The organism is Pseudomonas sp. NPDC089392 (genome assembly GCF_044749595.1).
Classification (GTDB): Bacteria; Pseudomonadota; Gammaproteobacteria; order Pseudomonadales; family Pseudomonadaceae; genus Aquipseudomonas.
Window position 1 is genome coordinate 36,538 of the sequence record NZ_JBIVIF010000046.1, and the last position, 15,985, is coordinate 52,522.

14 protein-coding genes are annotated in these 15,985 nt (G+C 54.2%); 13 read left to right on the forward strand and 1 reads right to left on the reverse strand.

All coding sequences use genetic code 11. The features are described from left to right. Nucleotides 1–6: 6 nt before the first annotated feature. The gene (locus tag ACIP1G_RS26955; RefSeq protein ID WP_060515490.1) at nt 7–879 is read right to left on the reverse strand and encodes a hypothetical protein; all 873 of its coding nucleotides are present in this window, start codon (nt 877–879) and stop codon (nt 7–9) included. A gap of 220 nt (nt 880–1,099) precedes the next feature. Between ACIP1G_RS26955 and ACIP1G_RS26960 the strand changes: the two genes are divergently transcribed. The 13 genes from ACIP1G_RS26960 to ACIP1G_RS27020 form a co-directional block, all read left to right on the forward strand. Beyond that, nucleotides 1,100–1,711 (forward strand): OmpA family protein, encoded by a 612-nt coding sequence (locus ACIP1G_RS26960; RefSeq protein ID WP_060515491.1) that lies wholly within the window; start codon nt 1,100–1,102, stop codon nt 1,709–1,711. Beyond that, complete coding sequence (traL, locus tag ACIP1G_RS26965; RefSeq protein ID WP_023383785.1) at nt 1,708–1,992, forward strand: type IV conjugative transfer system protein TraL; 285 nt, start codon at nt 1,708–1,710, stop codon at nt 1,990–1,992. The genes ACIP1G_RS26960 and traL overlap by 4 nt, the downstream gene beginning before the upstream one ends. Nucleotides 1,993–2,050: 58 nt before the next feature. Beyond that, complete coding sequence (locus tag ACIP1G_RS26970; protein ID WP_181131291.1) at nt 2,051–2,683, forward strand: TraE/TraK family type IV conjugative transfer system protein; 633 nt, start codon at nt 2,051–2,053, stop codon at nt 2,681–2,683. Continuing rightward, the gene (locus tag ACIP1G_RS26975) at nt 2,680–3,525 is read left to right on the forward strand and encodes a type-F conjugative transfer system secretin TraK (protein ID WP_060515493.1); all 846 of its coding nucleotides are present in this window, start codon (nt 2,680–2,682) and stop codon (nt 3,523–3,525) included. The genes ACIP1G_RS26970 and ACIP1G_RS26975 overlap by 4 nt, the downstream gene beginning before the upstream one ends. A 2-nt stretch (nt 3,526–3,527) precedes the next feature. Next, a complete protein-coding gene (locus ACIP1G_RS26980) occupies nt 3,528–4,730 on the forward strand; it encodes a TraB/VirB10 family protein (protein ID WP_181131292.1) in 1,203 nt (400 codons plus the stop codon). A gap of 14 nt (nt 4,731–4,744) precedes the next feature. After that, nucleotides 4,745–5,353: a type IV conjugative transfer system lipoprotein TraV gene (traV, locus tag ACIP1G_RS26985; protein WP_082425847.1), complete on the forward strand. Its 609-nt coding sequence runs from the start codon at nt 4,745–4,747 to the stop codon at nt 5,351–5,353. Between the two features lie 19 nt (nt 5,354–5,372). Beyond that, complete coding sequence (traA, locus tag ACIP1G_RS26990) at nt 5,373–5,714, forward strand: TraA family conjugative transfer protein (RefSeq protein ID WP_060515495.1); 342 nt, start codon at nt 5,373–5,375, stop codon at nt 5,712–5,714. Between the two features lie 112 nt (nt 5,715–5,826). After that, on the forward strand, nt 5,827–8,259 hold the full coding sequence (traC, locus tag ACIP1G_RS26995) for a type IV secretion system protein TraC (protein ID WP_060515496.1): 2,433 nt from the start codon (nt 5,827–5,829) through the stop codon (nt 8,257–8,259). Nucleotides 8,260–8,443: 184 nt separating this feature from the next. Then, on the forward strand, nt 8,444–8,908 hold the full coding sequence (locus ACIP1G_RS27000; protein ID WP_060515497.1) for a hypothetical protein: 465 nt from the start codon (nt 8,444–8,446) through the stop codon (nt 8,906–8,908). Between the two features lie 4 nt (nt 8,909–8,912). Further along, the gene (locus ACIP1G_RS27005; RefSeq protein WP_060515498.1) at nt 8,913–9,476 is read left to right on the forward strand and encodes a S26 family signal peptidase; all 564 of its coding nucleotides are present in this window, start codon (nt 8,913–8,915) and stop codon (nt 9,474–9,476) included. Beyond that, the gene (traF, locus tag ACIP1G_RS27010) at nt 9,476–10,486 is read left to right on the forward strand and encodes a conjugal transfer protein TraF (RefSeq protein WP_256213818.1); all 1,011 of its coding nucleotides are present in this window, start codon (nt 9,476–9,478) and stop codon (nt 10,484–10,486) included. The genes ACIP1G_RS27005 and traF overlap by 1 nt, the downstream gene beginning before the upstream one ends. After that, nucleotides 10,476–11,927, forward strand: coding sequence for a conjugal transfer protein TraH (locus ACIP1G_RS27015; RefSeq protein ID WP_060515499.1), 1,452 nt, complete (start codon nt 10,476–10,478; stop codon nt 11,925–11,927). Before traF ends, ACIP1G_RS27015 begins: the two co-directional genes overlap by 11 nt. A gap of 9 nt (nt 11,928–11,936) precedes the next feature. Continuing rightward, the coding region (locus ACIP1G_RS27020; RefSeq protein ID WP_400742540.1) for a conjugal transfer protein TraG N-terminal domain-containing protein at nt 11,937–15,985 on the forward strand (4,049 nt) is incomplete at its 3' end.

Genomic DNA, 15,985 nt, shown 5'->3' on the forward strand with positions numbered 1-15,985 from the left:
GTGGGGTTAGAGGAACACGCCAGACGCTGAAGCCTGCGCATTGTCTTTCTCTGCTGCGGGTAAGCGCAGCAGCGGGGATTGCAGAAGCGTTTGGATTTCCATCTGCGACAGGAGCGTGTCCTGCTCAATGGTGGTCCGAACGCTTGGCACGTCCTTTACGGCCTGCCCGGTTTGAGCAATTTGATCCAGCTGATCCTTGTATTTCTGGTACCGAGATTTCTCTGGCGGTTGCGTAGATGCCTGCTGTTGGGTATCTGATTGAACAGTCTCGGCTGCACCTGTTGTGCCTCCAACTGATTCGTTTACCTGACCTTGCTGGGCTTCCTCGCGGAGACCCTCGACATACTTGGTGTCATCGAATTTGCCAGTGAAGACATCAGCACTGAAACCGAGCAACGAAAGGCATTTTGAGGTCGCGTCTGTGAGACTTTTCTTGGCGTGATCCTCATCACTACTGATGATTCCGTAGGAATCTCGCGTGATGTAGGTGGTCGCGCCGAACTGCTTCACTGAACCGCGGAAACCCCGTTGGAGATACCACAGCTCGACGTACACCTTGTGAATGACCTCTTTACCAACTACCTGGCTATCCACCACGAACGGTTTTCCGTCCACGTACGCCTCACTTATCAGTTCGACACCCCAGCCAAGGCCAAAAGGTCCGAAAACCTCAGTAGCACGCTTGATCTGATAGATGGGCGCGATCGCAGTCCCCTGGAAGCCACCCTTGTTGAAGGACTTGGTCTCATCAGGATTGGTTTTCTCAACCTTGTTCCACACCTCCAGGCCGATAGAAGCCGCGGCCTGGCCCTGGCTGGACCAAAGCGATTCGCCGTTGGCCGAGCCTTGGTGGGATGCTGCGTCTGTTCTAGTTTGCATTTTTGACTCCTACGACTCTGCAAAGAGGGAATACCTAATGCAGGGGTATGAAGCACAGCTGCTGATAAGGTGGGGGCTAGACCGCGAAAGCTCTAAAAGCGTTTGCAATACGTAACACGTCGCTATATTTTAGGCGCCACAAGAGGACGGTTGCAACAAAAAGCCAACTATCTGTATTATCGCTACGTGTTAATTCGCATTTCAAACCAACGAGTACCCTATGAACACCTTGAACAGAGCCATTCTGCTTGCAACGCTTGCGCTCTCAGCAAGCACCGCGGGTGCCGTTGATGTGCGACAGGTAGTGGTTCCAGATAGCTATGGCGTTGCGGTTGAGCCCGCGCACGCTGGCCACGCGCTTGTTGAATCCATTCGCGACACCCAGCAAAAAGCCGAATCCCCGATCTGGACTGTGACTGAGCCAGCCAGGGCCCGCGCTCTTATGCCGGCAGAAGAGGCTCTGCTCGATGCAGAGGACGCAAGGGTGGCCGAGGAAGCCCGCCACACACGCGCCACACTTTATTTTGATTTCGACAAAACCATGCCGACGGGCTGGTGGCCGCTGAAGAACGTCATCGCTGACGCTCTCCGCCTCGGCAGCACCATTACCTTGATCGGTTATGCAGACGAAGTGGGTGAGGCGGTTTACAACCAGCGCCTGTCCGAGAATCGCGCCATCGAAGCTGCGCGTTACCTGATCCGGCAGGGTGTTAAGAAGAAAAACATTAAGGTCTACGGCCGGGGCAAACGCGATCCTGTTTCGAGCTCCGACAGCTCGATGAACCGTCGGGTCGAAGTCGACATCGTGAAAGCCGCGGGGAAACCTCTGTGAAAGAGATCGATATCCCCCGGTACGTAGACAGCCAGGTGCAATTACTTTTCTGGGAAATTGATGAGGCTGCGATCTTCATTGGCTGCTTGGGCGCAGGTATCGCACTGGGTGGCTGGGCAACCATCGCTTCCCTCGCCGGCGGCTGGTATGCAGTGAAGCGGTTTAAGCGATTCAAGAGTGGTGCACTGGACGGTGTTTTGCACCACCTCTGCTACGAGGCAGGAGTCATGGCGCTGAACAAGCACTACGACGACTCCTCGAAGCGCGACTACTTCTACTAAAGCTTTCGAATCAATTTATCTGTACGCGTTATGTATCTGATAGCGCTCAGGGGCCGGAATGAAGATCAAGAAAATGCAGAAAACGATGGAAGGGCTGAAAAGCCTCACAAACTTCCAGACCTTGTCGAACGCTTGCCTTGCGGTAGCGGTCCTGCTACTCGCCTTCAACCAAATGGGGCAGCACGAAACCACGCGTTTGGTGCCGCCGAACCTGGACAAGGCGGTGAAAGTTGGCTGGAACAACGCGGACGACGAATACATCAAGTCCTTTGGTCTTTATGCCTCGACCCTGATGGGAAATGTCACGCCCAAGAACGTGAACTTCATCGCCGACTCTGTAAGCGCCTTCGTTGATCCGAAGATCTACGCAGACGTTCGCAAGAAGATGTTCGTGTTGGCCAACGATCCCGTGTTCGCAACGAACGCCGGCTCCGTGTCTTGGAACGCCACTGACATCAGCTACGAAAAGGAATCCAAGAAGGTTTTCATTCTCGGTTCGATGGAGTCACGCAGCGCAGCCGGCAAGCCTAAACAGGACTACCAAGTGGTCGAGTACGTCATCGAGATGCGTGCGGGCCGCCCATGGATCACGGGCATGGACCATTACCCAGGCAGCACCCCCAAAACACTCAAGTGGCTTCAGTCTCACCCGCCTAAGCCAGCAGAACCAACCAAGGAGGCGCTTCAGTGAAACGCTCAGCCATTGCTCTAGTCGTGCTGGCCACCATCCATGCATCCATCTCATGGGCTGATGGGATGGCGGAAGTCAAATTGCCACCCGTTCCTACGGCAGCTAAACGTGTCAAACCTGTCGAAGCGCAGCCTCTGCCAGGTTTAGGTGTAATGCCGGGTGCCGAATCAGATTCGCGCACCCAGGTTGTTCGCGTGAGTTCAGACCGGAACGAAGTTATTTACGTTTCGAACATCTTGCCGAACCGGATTTCTACTCCGTTCGCTTCGCCTAAAGCTGTTGACCAACAACCAGATGATTTGGATATTAACCAGATTGGTCAATCGCTTTATGCGACGATGAAAACCAAGGATAAGCCTGTCGCACTCTACGTGACAGGTTCCAATCCAAACGACCCGGTTATCTCTTTGACCTTGATTCCGAAGGAGCTTCCACAGCAGACAATTACTCTGCAGCTGGACAAGCCAATGGCAGAAACTGGTGGGCATGCCTCAGAAAATCATGCGCCAGACAGCAACAACTACACCGATACCATTCGTTATGTGCTACGAGAAGCAGCTCTTGGCAAAGCGCCTGAGGGTTTCAGCGAAGGTCTGCTCCCAGCATCGGCTGCGAACATTGGTAATGTGATTGCCTATCCTAAGGTGCGTTACTCCGGCCCAGAGTACGATATTTATCGCTACAGCCTGCAAGGAACATCAAAAACCGATGTTGATCTTGATGAAGGCACTTTCTACAGCGAAGGCGTCCGTGCCGTGTCTTTCTTCCCGACCGCCACCCTTCGTGCCGGTATGACCACTGATGTTTTCATCGTCTCTGATAAGTCGGCAACGGGGAACTGAGCATGGCTATCAAGGACCAGTTGAAAGATAAGTGGCAGGATCTTAGCCCTGGCGTTCGATCTACCATTGCAATTATTGGCCTTTTAGGCTTTTTGATGATCGTTGGGTCTGTCATTGTTGGTAATGACAAGCCTAAGAATAATTCGAAAACCGACGCGACCTCTGATACCAAACTGCTATTGCCTCGTGGAGATAACAATACTCCCGAGCAGATCATGGCTATGTTGGCTGTTCAGAACAAGCGTCTAGATGAATTCGGCAGATCGATCAAGCAGATGGATCAAGATCGTAAAGATGATCGACTGCGCGCACTCGAAGAAGAACGGCTGCGGGGGCAACGGCCAGACCCAGTTACCCAGGACACGCTTCGCGAGCTGAAGCGTTTGGGTGATCGGATGGAGAAATTGGAACTGAACAAGGGCGGTAACGCGCCAGCACTGAATAGTGCGTTGCCAGGCTATGAAGGCGCCACTGCCACTGGTGAAGCTCTACAAGAGCCGAAACCAAAGGCAGCAACCCTGCGGGTTACTGGCGGCACTCAAACGTCCCGCAATGAGGCACCGAAGCAAGCAGAGAAGCCGACCCCGGCTATGCCAGCCGGATCGTTCTTCGAGGGAGTGCTGTTGAACGGTATGGACGCTCCTACCAGCTCTACAACGCAGAAAAACCCCGTGCCGACAACACTGCGAATCAAGTCTGACGCAGTACTTCCAAACAAGTACAGCGTCGATGTCAAAGAATGTTTTGCGCTCGCTTCAGGCTACGGTGTTCTGTCCAGCGAACGCGCCATGCTTCGAACCGAAACTTTCTCTTGCGTACGCAAGGACGGAAAGATCATCGAAGGGAAAATGGAAGGTTACATCGTTGGCGAGGACGGGCGGGTCGGTATGCGTGGCCGTCTCGTGTCCAAGCAGGGCCAAATGATTGCCAAAACTTTGGTTGCCGGCGGTCTCTCGGGGCTCGCACAAGGCATGACACCACAAACAATCCCGCAGTTGAGCTTGGGTGACAATAGCACCACACAAACCCAAAGTGCTGATACTTCGACCATTCTGCAAACTGGTGTGGCTAAAGGGTTCTCTACTTCCGCGAATGAAATTGCCAAATTCTATATGGAGATGGCTCGCGAAATGACTCCGGTGGTTGAGATCGACGCCGGCCGTAAAGTTACGATCATGCTGGTGAAAGGGATCGAACTGAAATGATGAAAGGTAATTACATGAAACGTACTGCATTAGTCGCAGCGCTGTTGCCTATTGCTCTTCTGAGTGGTTGTTCGTCCTGGCTGAATACTGCCGGCGAAGACGAGTTCTCATGCCCCGGCATGCCACAAGGCATCATTTGTAAGTCGCCAATGGCCGTTTACAAGTCCACTGAACAGAGTCCAGCGCTGACTGACAGTGACATGCCAATTGGTCAGAAGGCGCCGAACGTGAAGTACGGTGACGACATGGGAAAGACTGCCGGCTCTGAGCATAACCTCAAAGTATCAAACGGTATGCCAGGGCCAGCTGTTGCAGAACTTGCTCGACCAGTCCGAGTTCCAGCCCAGGTCATGCGCATCTGGATTGCGCCATGGATCGACAGCAAAGACGATTTGCACTTTCCGTCCTACCTCTTTACCGAGATCCAGCCACGCACTTGGTCGTTCGGGAAATCCGAATATTCAGGCCAAGGCATGGTTGTCCCTCACCTTGAGTTAACCGCTGTACCGCCAGTCAGCGTTGCCGCACCTAAATCGGAAAACGTTGCTGCAGAACCAACCAATTACGGACCGCAAGTTACATCGTCCGCAATCCCATCCACAACTGACATCAATCTGAACTGATAACACTGGGAGCTACACAATGACCGCACAAATCGCACAAATCGAAACCAACGCAGTAGCCGCTGCTCCATTCAAGAAAATCGACAAGCGTGCACTGCTGAGCATGGCTGTTGTCGGCCTGGCTGTCGCCGTCGACGTGACAGCTGGCTCCGACTCCACCTTCACCGAGATCGTCACCAGCCTCGACGGTTGGATGACTGGCTCCCTGGGTAAAGTCTTTGCCCTGGGTGCCCTGGGTACCGGCCTGGCAATCGGCGTGGTCAAGCAGTCGGTCATGGCTGTTGTGACCGGCGTAGCTGTAGCCCTCTCCGCGAGCGTTGGTCCAGGCGTGCTGACCAACATCTTCACCGCCACGCTGTAACGCCTCTCAAGGCGCACTAGGTCGCTAGTGCGCCTTTTCAACTGGCTCTGCCTGCGGGTTGCCCTCCAGGCCTTCCAAGCCTACTCAACCACCACATATGGCGAACAGTGAAATGGCAGCCTCGAAAGCGACGATCAAAGGGGATAGAACCTCCACCCCTCAAAAAAAACTCAATGTCAGGGCTATCGATCCCGACTCAAAGGTATTCTTTTGCTCCGATGGAAATGAACATTACCTCGGGGCATGTTTTGTATCTGATGCCCTGACAGGCGCCAGCTCCTCAACCGTTGACAAGCTCCAGTCTGCCTTGAGCATGAACTTCGCGCCCGGCACCTTCATTCAGATCGCTATGCTTGGAAGCCCCGATGTCGGTGAATACATCGATGCCTATCTGAACAGTAAACCTGCGCTGAACCCGATCCTCAAGGCCCTCTCTCGGCAGCACGCGAATCTGATCACCGGTGGCATCGATACCCCGTTGGTTCAACGGAGCGGTGTGATGCTGAATCGTCAGCGCGTCATCGTGACAGTAAAATTCCCGTGCCGTAACGAGAGCCCGGATGACGCAGACATTGCGGCAACGAAGGAATCGGCCGACCGTGTCACGGAAGCGCTTAAAGCAGCGTCCCTGAACCTGTTCCAGCTCGATGCCGTGGGCTACCTAGTGCTCATGCGAATAATCACGAAGCTCTGGGATGCTCCTCGGTCTCACTACGATGAAGATCAACTGATCAAGGATCAGGTTTACTACCCTGGCGACTCCATCAACTATGATGATCCGTCGACCATCAATTTCAATGACGGCGCCCATTATGCGAAGGCGCTGAGTGTCAAACACTTCCCGCAGAAAACCAGCCTCGCAATCATGAACCACATGATCGGGGACCCGAACGGTCTTTCGAACCAGATCACCGACCCGTACTACATGGTGCTGACCATCCACTATCCGGATCAGGTCGTGAAGAAGGACGAAGTCAAGCAAACGTCCTCAATCATCAATCACCAGGTCTTTGGACCGACAGCCCACCTGATCCCCATCCTCAGCTACAAGAAAAAGGGCATCGACACCCTGGTCCATGAGATCGACGGTAAGGGTGCGATCATCGTAGAAGTAAACTTCACGATCTTCCTGTTCTCAAGGGATAAGCAGCGCCTGAACAAACTGTCCGCAGGCCTGCAGGCTTATTACACATCCCTTGCTTTCGAGCTCAGGGAAGATCGCCGAATCTTGGAAGCGCTCTGGAACAACCTGCTGCCACTCAACACATCGCGAGAAGGGGTCAAGAACCTCTATCGCTTCCATACGATGGCAGTTCGGCATGCCTGTCAATTCCTGCCAATCCTTGGCGAGTGGACTGGTAGCGGCATGGCCGGAGCAATGCTCATGCTCACCCGCCGCGGCCAGGCGGCATTGATTGATTTGTATGAATCGAGCACCAACTACAGCGGAATCATTTTTGCTGAGGCCGGCGCTGGCAAGTCGTTCTTCACTCAGAAAATCGCCGCCGACTATCTCGCTGCTGGTGCAAAACTGTGGGTGATCGACGCCGGCCGGAGTTACCTGAAGCTTTGCAAGATGGTTGGCGGCGAGTTCATCGAGTTCAAGCCTGAGTCGGATGTGTGCCTCAACCCGTTCACGCACGTCGAAGACCTGCACGAGGAAATGGACATCCTCAAAGCCACCATCGCCAAAATGGCCGCCCCAGAGGACACGCTTGACGATTACCAGCTCTCTCGCGTTGAACAGGCCATCACCAGTACCTGGGAGAAGTATGGCAACGCAGCGAACATCACTGCAGTTGCGGAGTGGTTCATCAATCAGTCGGACGACCCGGAGTGCTTGCGACTAGGGCGCCAGCTGTTCCCGTTCGCCGGCGGCCAATACACCAAGTGGTTCGATGGTGAGAACAACCTGGATATGAGCAATGCGTTCATCTGCATGGAGCTGAGCGACCTCAAGGGGCGGCCGGCTCTTCAACAGGTAGTGCTGCTGCAGCTGATCTCCCGCATCAACCACGACATGTACAAGGCTCAGCTGGGTGAGCGGGGCCGGAAAAAAATCCTCATCGTCGATGAGGCTTGGGAGATGCTCGATGATCCGATGATGGCCAAGGCGATGGTTGCGGCTTACCGCAAGGCGCGTAAAGAAGACGGCGCAGTGCTGGTGGTCACGCAGGCTATCGGCGACGTCTACGCGTCGAAAAACACTGAAGCTATCGCTGCGAACTCGGCCTGGCAGTTTATCCTGCAGCAAAAATCCGAATCGATCGACTCGGCCATCGACAGCAAGCAGTTCAAGATCGAACCCTACGGTGCTCACATGCTGAAGTCAGTTCACACAATGCCTGGCAAGTACAGCGAGATCATGGTCAAACGCAGCGAAACCGATTGGGGCATCGTGCGTCTTGTTGTGGATGAATTCCACAACGTGACGTTCTCCTCGAAAGGGGCAGCGCGCAACGAGATTCTTGACGATCTTGACCGTGGCGTCGATGCGGTGGAGGCAGTGAACAACTACATGGCCCGCCAAAGCTCCGCGGCGTAGAGAAGCCAGCAAGCTATCCGCACCTCCAGCTCGCACCGCATGCACTGCAATGCTCAGCCCGGCCATCAGCCGGGCTTTTTGTTGCTGCAATCTAATACTGTTATCGTAGTGCTACGTGTTATGCTTGTCAAACAACTGCGCGCAGAGCGCTATCTTTTTCCATCGCTATTAGGGAAACGCCGAGATGACTGATACAGCGAATAGCCAAGAACAACAGGCAGGGGAACAAATCCGCCCTGATGACGACCAGGTTAGGACGAAGCCAGCACCAGCTACCAAAGCCCAGCAAGGACCTGCTGGTGTTTCCTTTCTGACATGCGTCATCGTGGCCCTCGCTGTATCCAGTTTTAGCAGCTTCATGGCTTATCACTTCGCCGGGCAGAATCTCAATGTGGGTGCTCAGGTAGTGTTGGTTGACGGCACAAAGCTCGCCAATGCACAGATGAAGCGAACCCTCGATAAGGCCGAATTGAGCCCCGAGCAAGCACAGGCCGACGGCCTCGCGTTTGTGACAGACCTCCAGAATGTACTGAAGGCGTACACGGATTCAGGGGTACTGGTTATCAACTCATCGGTAGCCTTGAACGCCCCGGCAGGCATGAACGTAACTGTCCAAGTTGCTCAGCATCTTGGCCTTGAGCTGGAGTGATCGCATGAACGCTAAAGCACTGGTGTCTCGACTGGTGTCCCCGCTCAAAGCCCTTCGGTCAGACAAGGCACGGCTTCGATTTCTTCGAAACTCGCTCATCGGTATCGCCGCTTCTTTCATCGTTGCAGTTGCCGCTGTTACGACCTTTCGCCAGGACTACCGGATCGGCGTTGATCTTGCGTCAGTACGTTGCCTGCCCTGGCGCCTGTACATGATCACTTATGGCCAGCCTGCCGAGCTCAAGCGTGGTGATTTCGTCGCTTTCGTGCCAAAAGGTGGCTTCATGGGCGAGCACTTTGAAGGGAAGACCGTCGGAAAGATGGTCGCAGGCCTCCCGGGCGACAAACTGGTCGTGAAGAACAACGTTGCATACATCGGCGATCGACTGATCGGTGAGCTGGACCTCATCGGAAAACTGGGCAAGAAGTCCGGCGATTTCGACCGAGTCATGACAGTACCAGCCGGCAAGATTCTGGTTATTGGGACTGAGCCACGTAGTTATGACGGTCGCTACTGGGGCTTCCTTGATTCGAAGCTGATCATTGGCAAGGTAGGGCCTATCATCTGATGAAAGCTCCATTCAAGCGCCTTTCACGTATGCGTACGCGTAAAGGATTATCAAAAGCAATTTCGGTATTGGCGCTGTTCTCGATCGCTGCCTTGCCGAGTGCTGTCTCTGCGGATACCGACAGTGGATCTCCGAGGTTCATCGAGCGGAAAGCAGAAGGGTGGTTCTTCTACAAAGATCCAAAAGAGACCCCCCCGGCTCCGCCATTAATGCAACGAGAGCCAAAACCGCCCGCCGGAAAAACGGCCGCCGAAGAACCGAAGATCCAGCCGTTTTCTGTTTCGTGGTTGCGCGAAAACATGCCGAAGCTGTTGGACGCCGCGATCGACGACCCTAGCAAGGAAAACGTTGAGGCGTACCTCTACGCGCAGCGCGTGGCCATGGACAAGTCCCAGCGCTATGCAGAGATGACAACCCGTGTAGTGGCAGCCGATCCATTTTTGGACGAGAACAACCGAGTCCCTATCGCGACATATACGAAACCCTTCTTCCTGCGGAATGCCCAGGCCGGTGTAACCGAGGCTTTAAAACATGTCGCGACAGTCGGCGGTTTGTGGGTTTTCTTCGATTCGAAGTGCGAGTTCTGCCGGCCTCAGGTTAATACCGTTCAAAAACTAGCCAAGGAGTATGGATTTGTCACGAAGTTCATTTCCATGGATGGCAAGCCCTTACCGAATGTTACAGAGTTCGAGAAAAACACTGGGCAAGCGAGCATCCTGAACTTGCGCATCACGCCAACTACTGTTCTCGTTGTTCCGCCGAACAACTACTACATCGTGTCGCAAGGGATGATGGCTCAGGATCAGCTCGCGGAGCGGATCATCATTGCAGCTGACAGCAACAATCTACTGCCGAAAGATATTGCCCAGAAAATCAATACCTATGATCGAGGCGTCTTGACCAACGAAGACACTCAAAAAGGTGCAAGTGATGATCCAAAGCAGTGGGTTAAATATCTAAAGGACAAATTAGAAGGCCGCTACGAGGGGGGCAGCAATAATGCGGAATAAATTTAAGCAGCTGGTTTCGTTATTACTGGTTGCAACACTTACCATGGTTTCAGTACCTGCTTCAGCTGGACTTGCAGATGCGCTTGACGGCATGTTCATGTCGAACAGCACGAGCGCGGGCGCATTCACAAGCCAAAGCCGGGGCGGCATGGTCGGCGGAGGCGCAGCCCTTCGAAGCCCGGTGCGAAACATTAACCTGGTAGCTTTCGACCCGCCCCGATTCTCGGCCGGTTGTGGCGGTATTGATATGTTCGCGGGGTCGTTCTCTTTCATCAACGCTGACGCCCTAGTTGCGCTGTTCCGCCAAATCGCAGCAAACGCTGTTGGTGTTGCGTTCAAAGCCGCCATTGACGCTATTAACCCGGCCCTGGGCAAGCTGATGCAGGACTTCCAGAATAAACTTCAAGCCCTGAACCAGATGATGAAGAATACCTGCGCAGTGGCGAACTCGATCGTCAAATCGTTCACTGACCCATCAGCCCGAAAAGAAATGGTTGACCAGGCTTCGACGGCGGCCTCGGCAGCAACTGGCTCTTTCTCTGATCTGTTTGCTGGTTTGTCGGACCTGTTCAGCTCTCCAAACAGCAGTTCTGACAAAGGCACAAATGACGGAAGCTGCGAGGAGTGCGGCAACCCAGTATGGAAAGCATTGACAGATACCTCATCCGGCCAATACCTGGGCAATCCCGACACTGGCGAAGCTGACAGCAACCTCGCTAATGAAGTTGTGATGAGCATGATTGGCGCAGTGGTAATGACCGCTCCTGACAGCTCTTCCAAGAACTCTGACGGTTCTGAGAAGCCAAAGGTTGGCCAAATCTACAGCCCGACTTTGACTTTGATGAACTTCAAAAACGGCTCAAGCTCAAACAGCACCCCATTGAGAATCCTGCATTGCAACAACGGGTACGACCGGAACAAGTGCACTAGCATCAACCCTAATAAGACGTTGAGCTTTGATGGCACGTTGGGATACACCAACAAAATGCTGTTTGGCTACGCACAGGGCGCGACTACTGGGACAGCTAGTACTTCGATTGTTGGTAAACTTACAAACTGCACTACAAACTCATGTGACTTCACCGCTGCACAGAAACAATTCATCAATTCTGTAAAAACACCAGCGCTGGCTCTGATAAGAAAGGTACAACAGTTCCCAGGGGCCATTCAGACAGTTGCTGAGCAAATGGCACCAATCATCGCCAACGAGCTGGCCCTTAAATATGGTGAGGCGGCACTGTATGCCGCCAATCAGACCTTCAATGGAGTCAAAGGTATTAAACCAGACTTTGTTGACCAGAACATCAGTAAGCTCACTCAAGAACTGGCGGCAATCAGGGCGGAAGACGCAAACTTCCAGCCCAGAATTGTAGCTACTGAGCAATGGGTCAAAATGATTCTAACCAGTAACCCCGCCATCTTTGTCAAGCCGGGCCTCTAGGAATAAACTATGGACTTCACTGTATATGTACTTGGTGATGTTTCGACCTTCTATAATACGCTTAATAGCGTAGCGATGGTGTTCAACGCTAAGGGATTCATGACTGGCGTGTACCTGGTAGGTGGGTTCGTTGCGTTGATCTCGGGAATTATGTTCGTCATCCAAAAGGGTGCATCTGAACAGTTCATCCCTGCTAACGGTCCTGTAGGTGGTCTATTTGGCTTCGCTATGATGGTTGCCTGTTGCACCATTAAGGCCGATGTCAAGATCGAAGACATCTACACAGGGACGGTGAACAAGGTCGACAACGTCCCCCTCGTACTTGCCGCCCCGGCCAGCTTATTCACGACGACTATGTACGGTCTGTTTGAAAAGATTACCACGGCATACCAAAGTACTTCTGGCAGTTACATGGCCGTAACTCAGAACGGCTTTGTAACGCCATTGAAACTGCTCCTCACTCTGCGTAAAGGGGTGGAGAATGTTGATCCCTATCTTGTTGCCAGTCTCAAACAATATGTGATCGACTGCGTTCCAGGCTCTACGACGTTCAGCATCGCGGATTTTCAGAAATCTACGAACATAGTGTCTTACGTTTTAGGTCATTCCCGCGGCACAGGTCTTACAACCTACTGGGATAACGTGAACATTAGCGGCTTAGCGCTTTCGTGCCAGGAGGCACAAACGAGGCTTGACGGCCGAGTTGGTTCTTTCCCTTCCTCTGATGCCGCCAAGAAAATGATCAATGCGGGCATGAAGGACAAAAGTCCTTCAGGTAGCGCTTACACGCCAGATGATGTCAGTGCCGCCATCACTAACTTGGTGCCTTCGCTGTGGTCATCAGCACAAAGCGCTGATGATTTCATGGTCAACGCATTCTTCTTTAACTCTATAGTTGGCACATATAACTGTCTCGACAGCGTTGCGGATCAAAATAGCTTCAACCTCTGCATGTCCTCCCTTACCCAGCAAGACGAGCAGTTCCGTTCCGACGCAGCAGCATCTGGAAGCTTCTTTGCTAAAATCATGATGCCGACGATGGTCTTTCTTCAGATCCTTTTCTTCGGCTTCGCCCCAATCGTCATCATTTACAGCCTATTCAAAGGTGCTGGATCTTTGATGATGTATGTGAAATTCCTTGGTTTTGGCATCTGGACAACTTCGTGGTTACCATTCTCCGCAGTAATTCAGATGTACATACAAAACGATGTCGCTGAAAAGCTGACTGAGTTCACCGAGAAAGGGTTGGTGCCGAGCAACTTGAAGGCCGTATATTACGATGTCCTGGCAACTAGGCTCGGTATTGCATCGGACATGCTTGCCGCAACCCCACTCATTTCGGCAGCAATGCTTGGGCTAACTGCTTACGGTATGGTGAGTCTTGCAAGTCGCTGGTCAGGACGTGACCACAATGACGAAAAGCTCCAGTCACCTGATCTCGTAAAGAACGGGGCACATGTCGATGTTGCAAGTCGCAACCAATACCAGTCCGAACATTCTGGCAGCATCAATAATGGGCTTTCGCTGAATGGCGCCAACTGGAACTCTGCGGATCTGAAAAATACTCTAAGCACTTCTACCCAGAGTGCCTTCGGTTCTGACCATTCGAAGCGCAGCGAGAGCTCCTCAGCAGTGGAGGCATCTCTCCGTCAGATGTCCTCGTACAAATCCGGTGATAGCTGGACAGATCAACGTATGCAGTCGCTTGATCGGCAGCATAGTAGTATCTCCCAACAGGCGATGAAACTGGGCGATAGCATTGGCCAGGCCTTGGGCTTCACTGGCAAAGAGATGAACTCGTTCAAAGAGGCGTTCGACGCTAAAGTTGGCTTCAGCGGCATTTTTGGAGGTGTTTCTGCCGGCATCCAGAACGCCACTGGTAAGGATATGACCAAGTCTCAGGCCTCAACGATAGCATCCCAATTTGGTACGGAGATCTCCAAAAATGAAAGCGACATGTCCGGGTGGAAGGCCTCGGTTGCTGACACGTTCTCTCATAGCACCGGTAGAGAAGCCGCAACTGAAAACGCACTCGGTCGTCGTCTGAGTGCAACAACCGCTGACACCCAGTCGTCGTTCAATCGCTTCCAGCAAGCGACCTCAGCGGAAGCCGGCGTTTCCGCAAACGCGAAGATCAGTGAGGAGACCACCGGTGGGAATCTCACACGTTCGCAGCAGGGTATGCAGGCCCTCAATCAGGCCATCGCGGGTCTCAGTGATTCTCAGCGCAGTGAGTTCAACAAAAAATTCCCCGAGCTAGAAACTCGATACGCCCAACAGTCCACCGGAATGGTTGGGGCACGTGAGTCCGCTCAGCTGTGGGCTCTGAAGTCGATTGGGGCGGACACCGAGTTCGCTAACGTCATTTCGGCTATGACGGGCAACGTTGTGGGCGGTCCGAGCGAAGGTGATGCGAGTAAATTTAAGGGCGTAGGGGGCAAAGCGGCCCAGATCAGTGACAACCCAGCCGGTCAGGTTTCTCGTGCAAATATTGGCAATCCGTCGATGAATGTTTCTGGCGTTGATGCAAACCAGGTCGGGCCAACAGGTGCTCCACAGCCACAGGAGTTGAGAGAGGTCGCATCAGGAATGGATCCTTACCGTTCTTACGAAGACCGCGAGACATATGTGTCGTCACAACTGCCAAGTAGCCGTCCTAAAGCACAAGAACAGATGCGAGCAGGGAAAACCGCACTCGAAAATTCAGACACCACGCTTTCCCCTGAGCAGATCCGCGACACCATGTCGACCAAGCCAATCACAAACACGATGATTGGTGCAGGTCAGGCTGAACAGCAATGGGAGCAAGAGAACCCTAAAACTGCGATGGCCGTTACGGCAGCGACAATGTTTGTGCCAGGCGCAGGGTGGGGTAACGCTGCCCTCAAAGGCGCGCAAGCTGGTAGGGCTGTGATGGCAGCAAGAGGCGCAGAGGCAGCACTTAAGACCGCGGAAGCTGGTACAGAGGTTGCGCAGGCTGCACGCGTCGCCAACGCTGCTGGCCATGAGATACCGGCACTTCTCCGTAACCGAGGTCAGGCCTCGCGAGTGGTGAATGGTGAACATGTGGCAGAAGCTGCAGAAACTGCGAAAGTCGCCTCGGCAACTGCGAAGACAGCCGTTCGGGAGGCCGCAGCCGCCACCAAGCTCGCCGGCAACGTTTCGGTCGTCCCAGGGATGATGATCGCTTCCGACCACATGGCTGACAACTACAACGCTGATGTGGCCGCGAACGGCAAGCCTGAACGCTATGAGCCCGGCTCAAGTGTGCGCTCGATGCTCCAGAGTGATGGCGCAACAGCAGGCGCTCAAGCACAGAGTGGTCAGCCGCTAGTTACTCCAATGCCGGCGCCCGCCGATGCTCTTGCTCCACTGGGCGGACACGCAGGCAACTTGATGGCCGCCCCGGGCGAAAATACGCAAGCTGCAGCTCATGGCCAGCCACTGGTCACACCGATGAAAGCGAACGCTGAAGCGCCTGCACCTGCACCTGCACCTGCACCTATTCGACAGCACGCGACTCCTGCGCAGAGCAATCAGCCTGTAACAGCGGCAGCACTGACCGGCGCCGAGGCACACGCACCGATCCACCAGGATGCCGCACCTGCTCAAGTCAACCAGCCCGTGGCAGCGGCAGCGCTGACCGGCGCCGAGACACATGCACCGATCCGCCAGGATGCTGCACCTGCTCAGGCCAGCCAGCCCGTCGCGGCCGCAGCGCTGACTGGCGCCGAGACACAAGCACCGATCCGCCAGGATGCTGCACCTGCTCAGGCCAACCAACCCGCTGCAGCGGCAGCCCTGACCGGCGCCGAGACACAAGCACCGATCCGCCAGGATGCTGCACCTGCTCAGGCCTACCAACCCGTCGCGGCCGCAGCGCTGACCGGCGCCGAGACACAAGCACCGATCCGCCAGGATGCTGCACCTGCTCAGGCCAGCCAGCCCGTCGCGGCCGCAGCGCTGACCGGCGCCGAGACACAAGCACCGATCCGCCAGGATGCTGCACCTGCTCAGGCCAGCCAGCCCGTCGCGGCCGCAGCGCTGACCGGCGCCGA

What these genes read in the sequence shown, in the direction of transcription:
- ACIP1G_RS26955 (WP_060515490.1), bottom strand. Translation starts at nt 879, where the DNA reads ATGCAAACTAGAACAGACGCAGCATCCCACCAAGGCTCGGCCAACGGC.
- ACIP1G_RS26960 (WP_060515491.1), top strand. Translation starts at nt 1,100, where the DNA reads ATGAACACCTTGAACAGAGCCATTCTGCTTGCAACGCTTGCGCTCTCA.
- ACIP1G_RS26970 (WP_181131291.1), top strand. Translation starts at nt 2,051, where the DNA reads ATGAAGATCAAGAAAATGCAGAAAACGATGGAAGGGCTGAAAAGCCTC.
- ACIP1G_RS26980 (WP_181131292.1), top strand. Translation starts at nt 3,528, where the DNA reads ATGGCTATCAAGGACCAGTTGAAAGATAAGTGGCAGGATCTTAGCCCT.
- traV (WP_082425847.1), top strand. Translation starts at nt 4,745, where the DNA reads ATGAAACGTACTGCATTAGTCGCAGCGCTGTTGCCTATTGCTCTTCTG.
- traA (WP_060515495.1), top strand. Translation starts at nt 5,373, where the DNA reads ATGACCGCACAAATCGCACAAATCGAAACCAACGCAGTAGCCGCTGCT.
- traC (WP_060515496.1), top strand. Translation starts at nt 5,827, where the DNA reads ATGGCAGCCTCGAAAGCGACGATCAAAGGGGATAGAACCTCCACCCCT.
- ACIP1G_RS27000 (WP_060515497.1), top strand. Translation starts at nt 8,444, where the DNA reads ATGACTGATACAGCGAATAGCCAAGAACAACAGGCAGGGGAACAAATC.
- ACIP1G_RS27005 (WP_060515498.1), top strand. Translation starts at nt 8,913, where the DNA reads ATGAACGCTAAAGCACTGGTGTCTCGACTGGTGTCCCCGCTCAAAGCC.
- traF (WP_256213818.1), top strand. Translation starts at nt 9,476, where the DNA reads ATGAAAGCTCCATTCAAGCGCCTTTCACGTATGCGTACGCGTAAAGGA.
- ACIP1G_RS27015 (WP_060515499.1), top strand. Translation starts at nt 10,476, where the DNA reads ATGCGGAATAAATTTAAGCAGCTGGTTTCGTTATTACTGGTTGCAACA.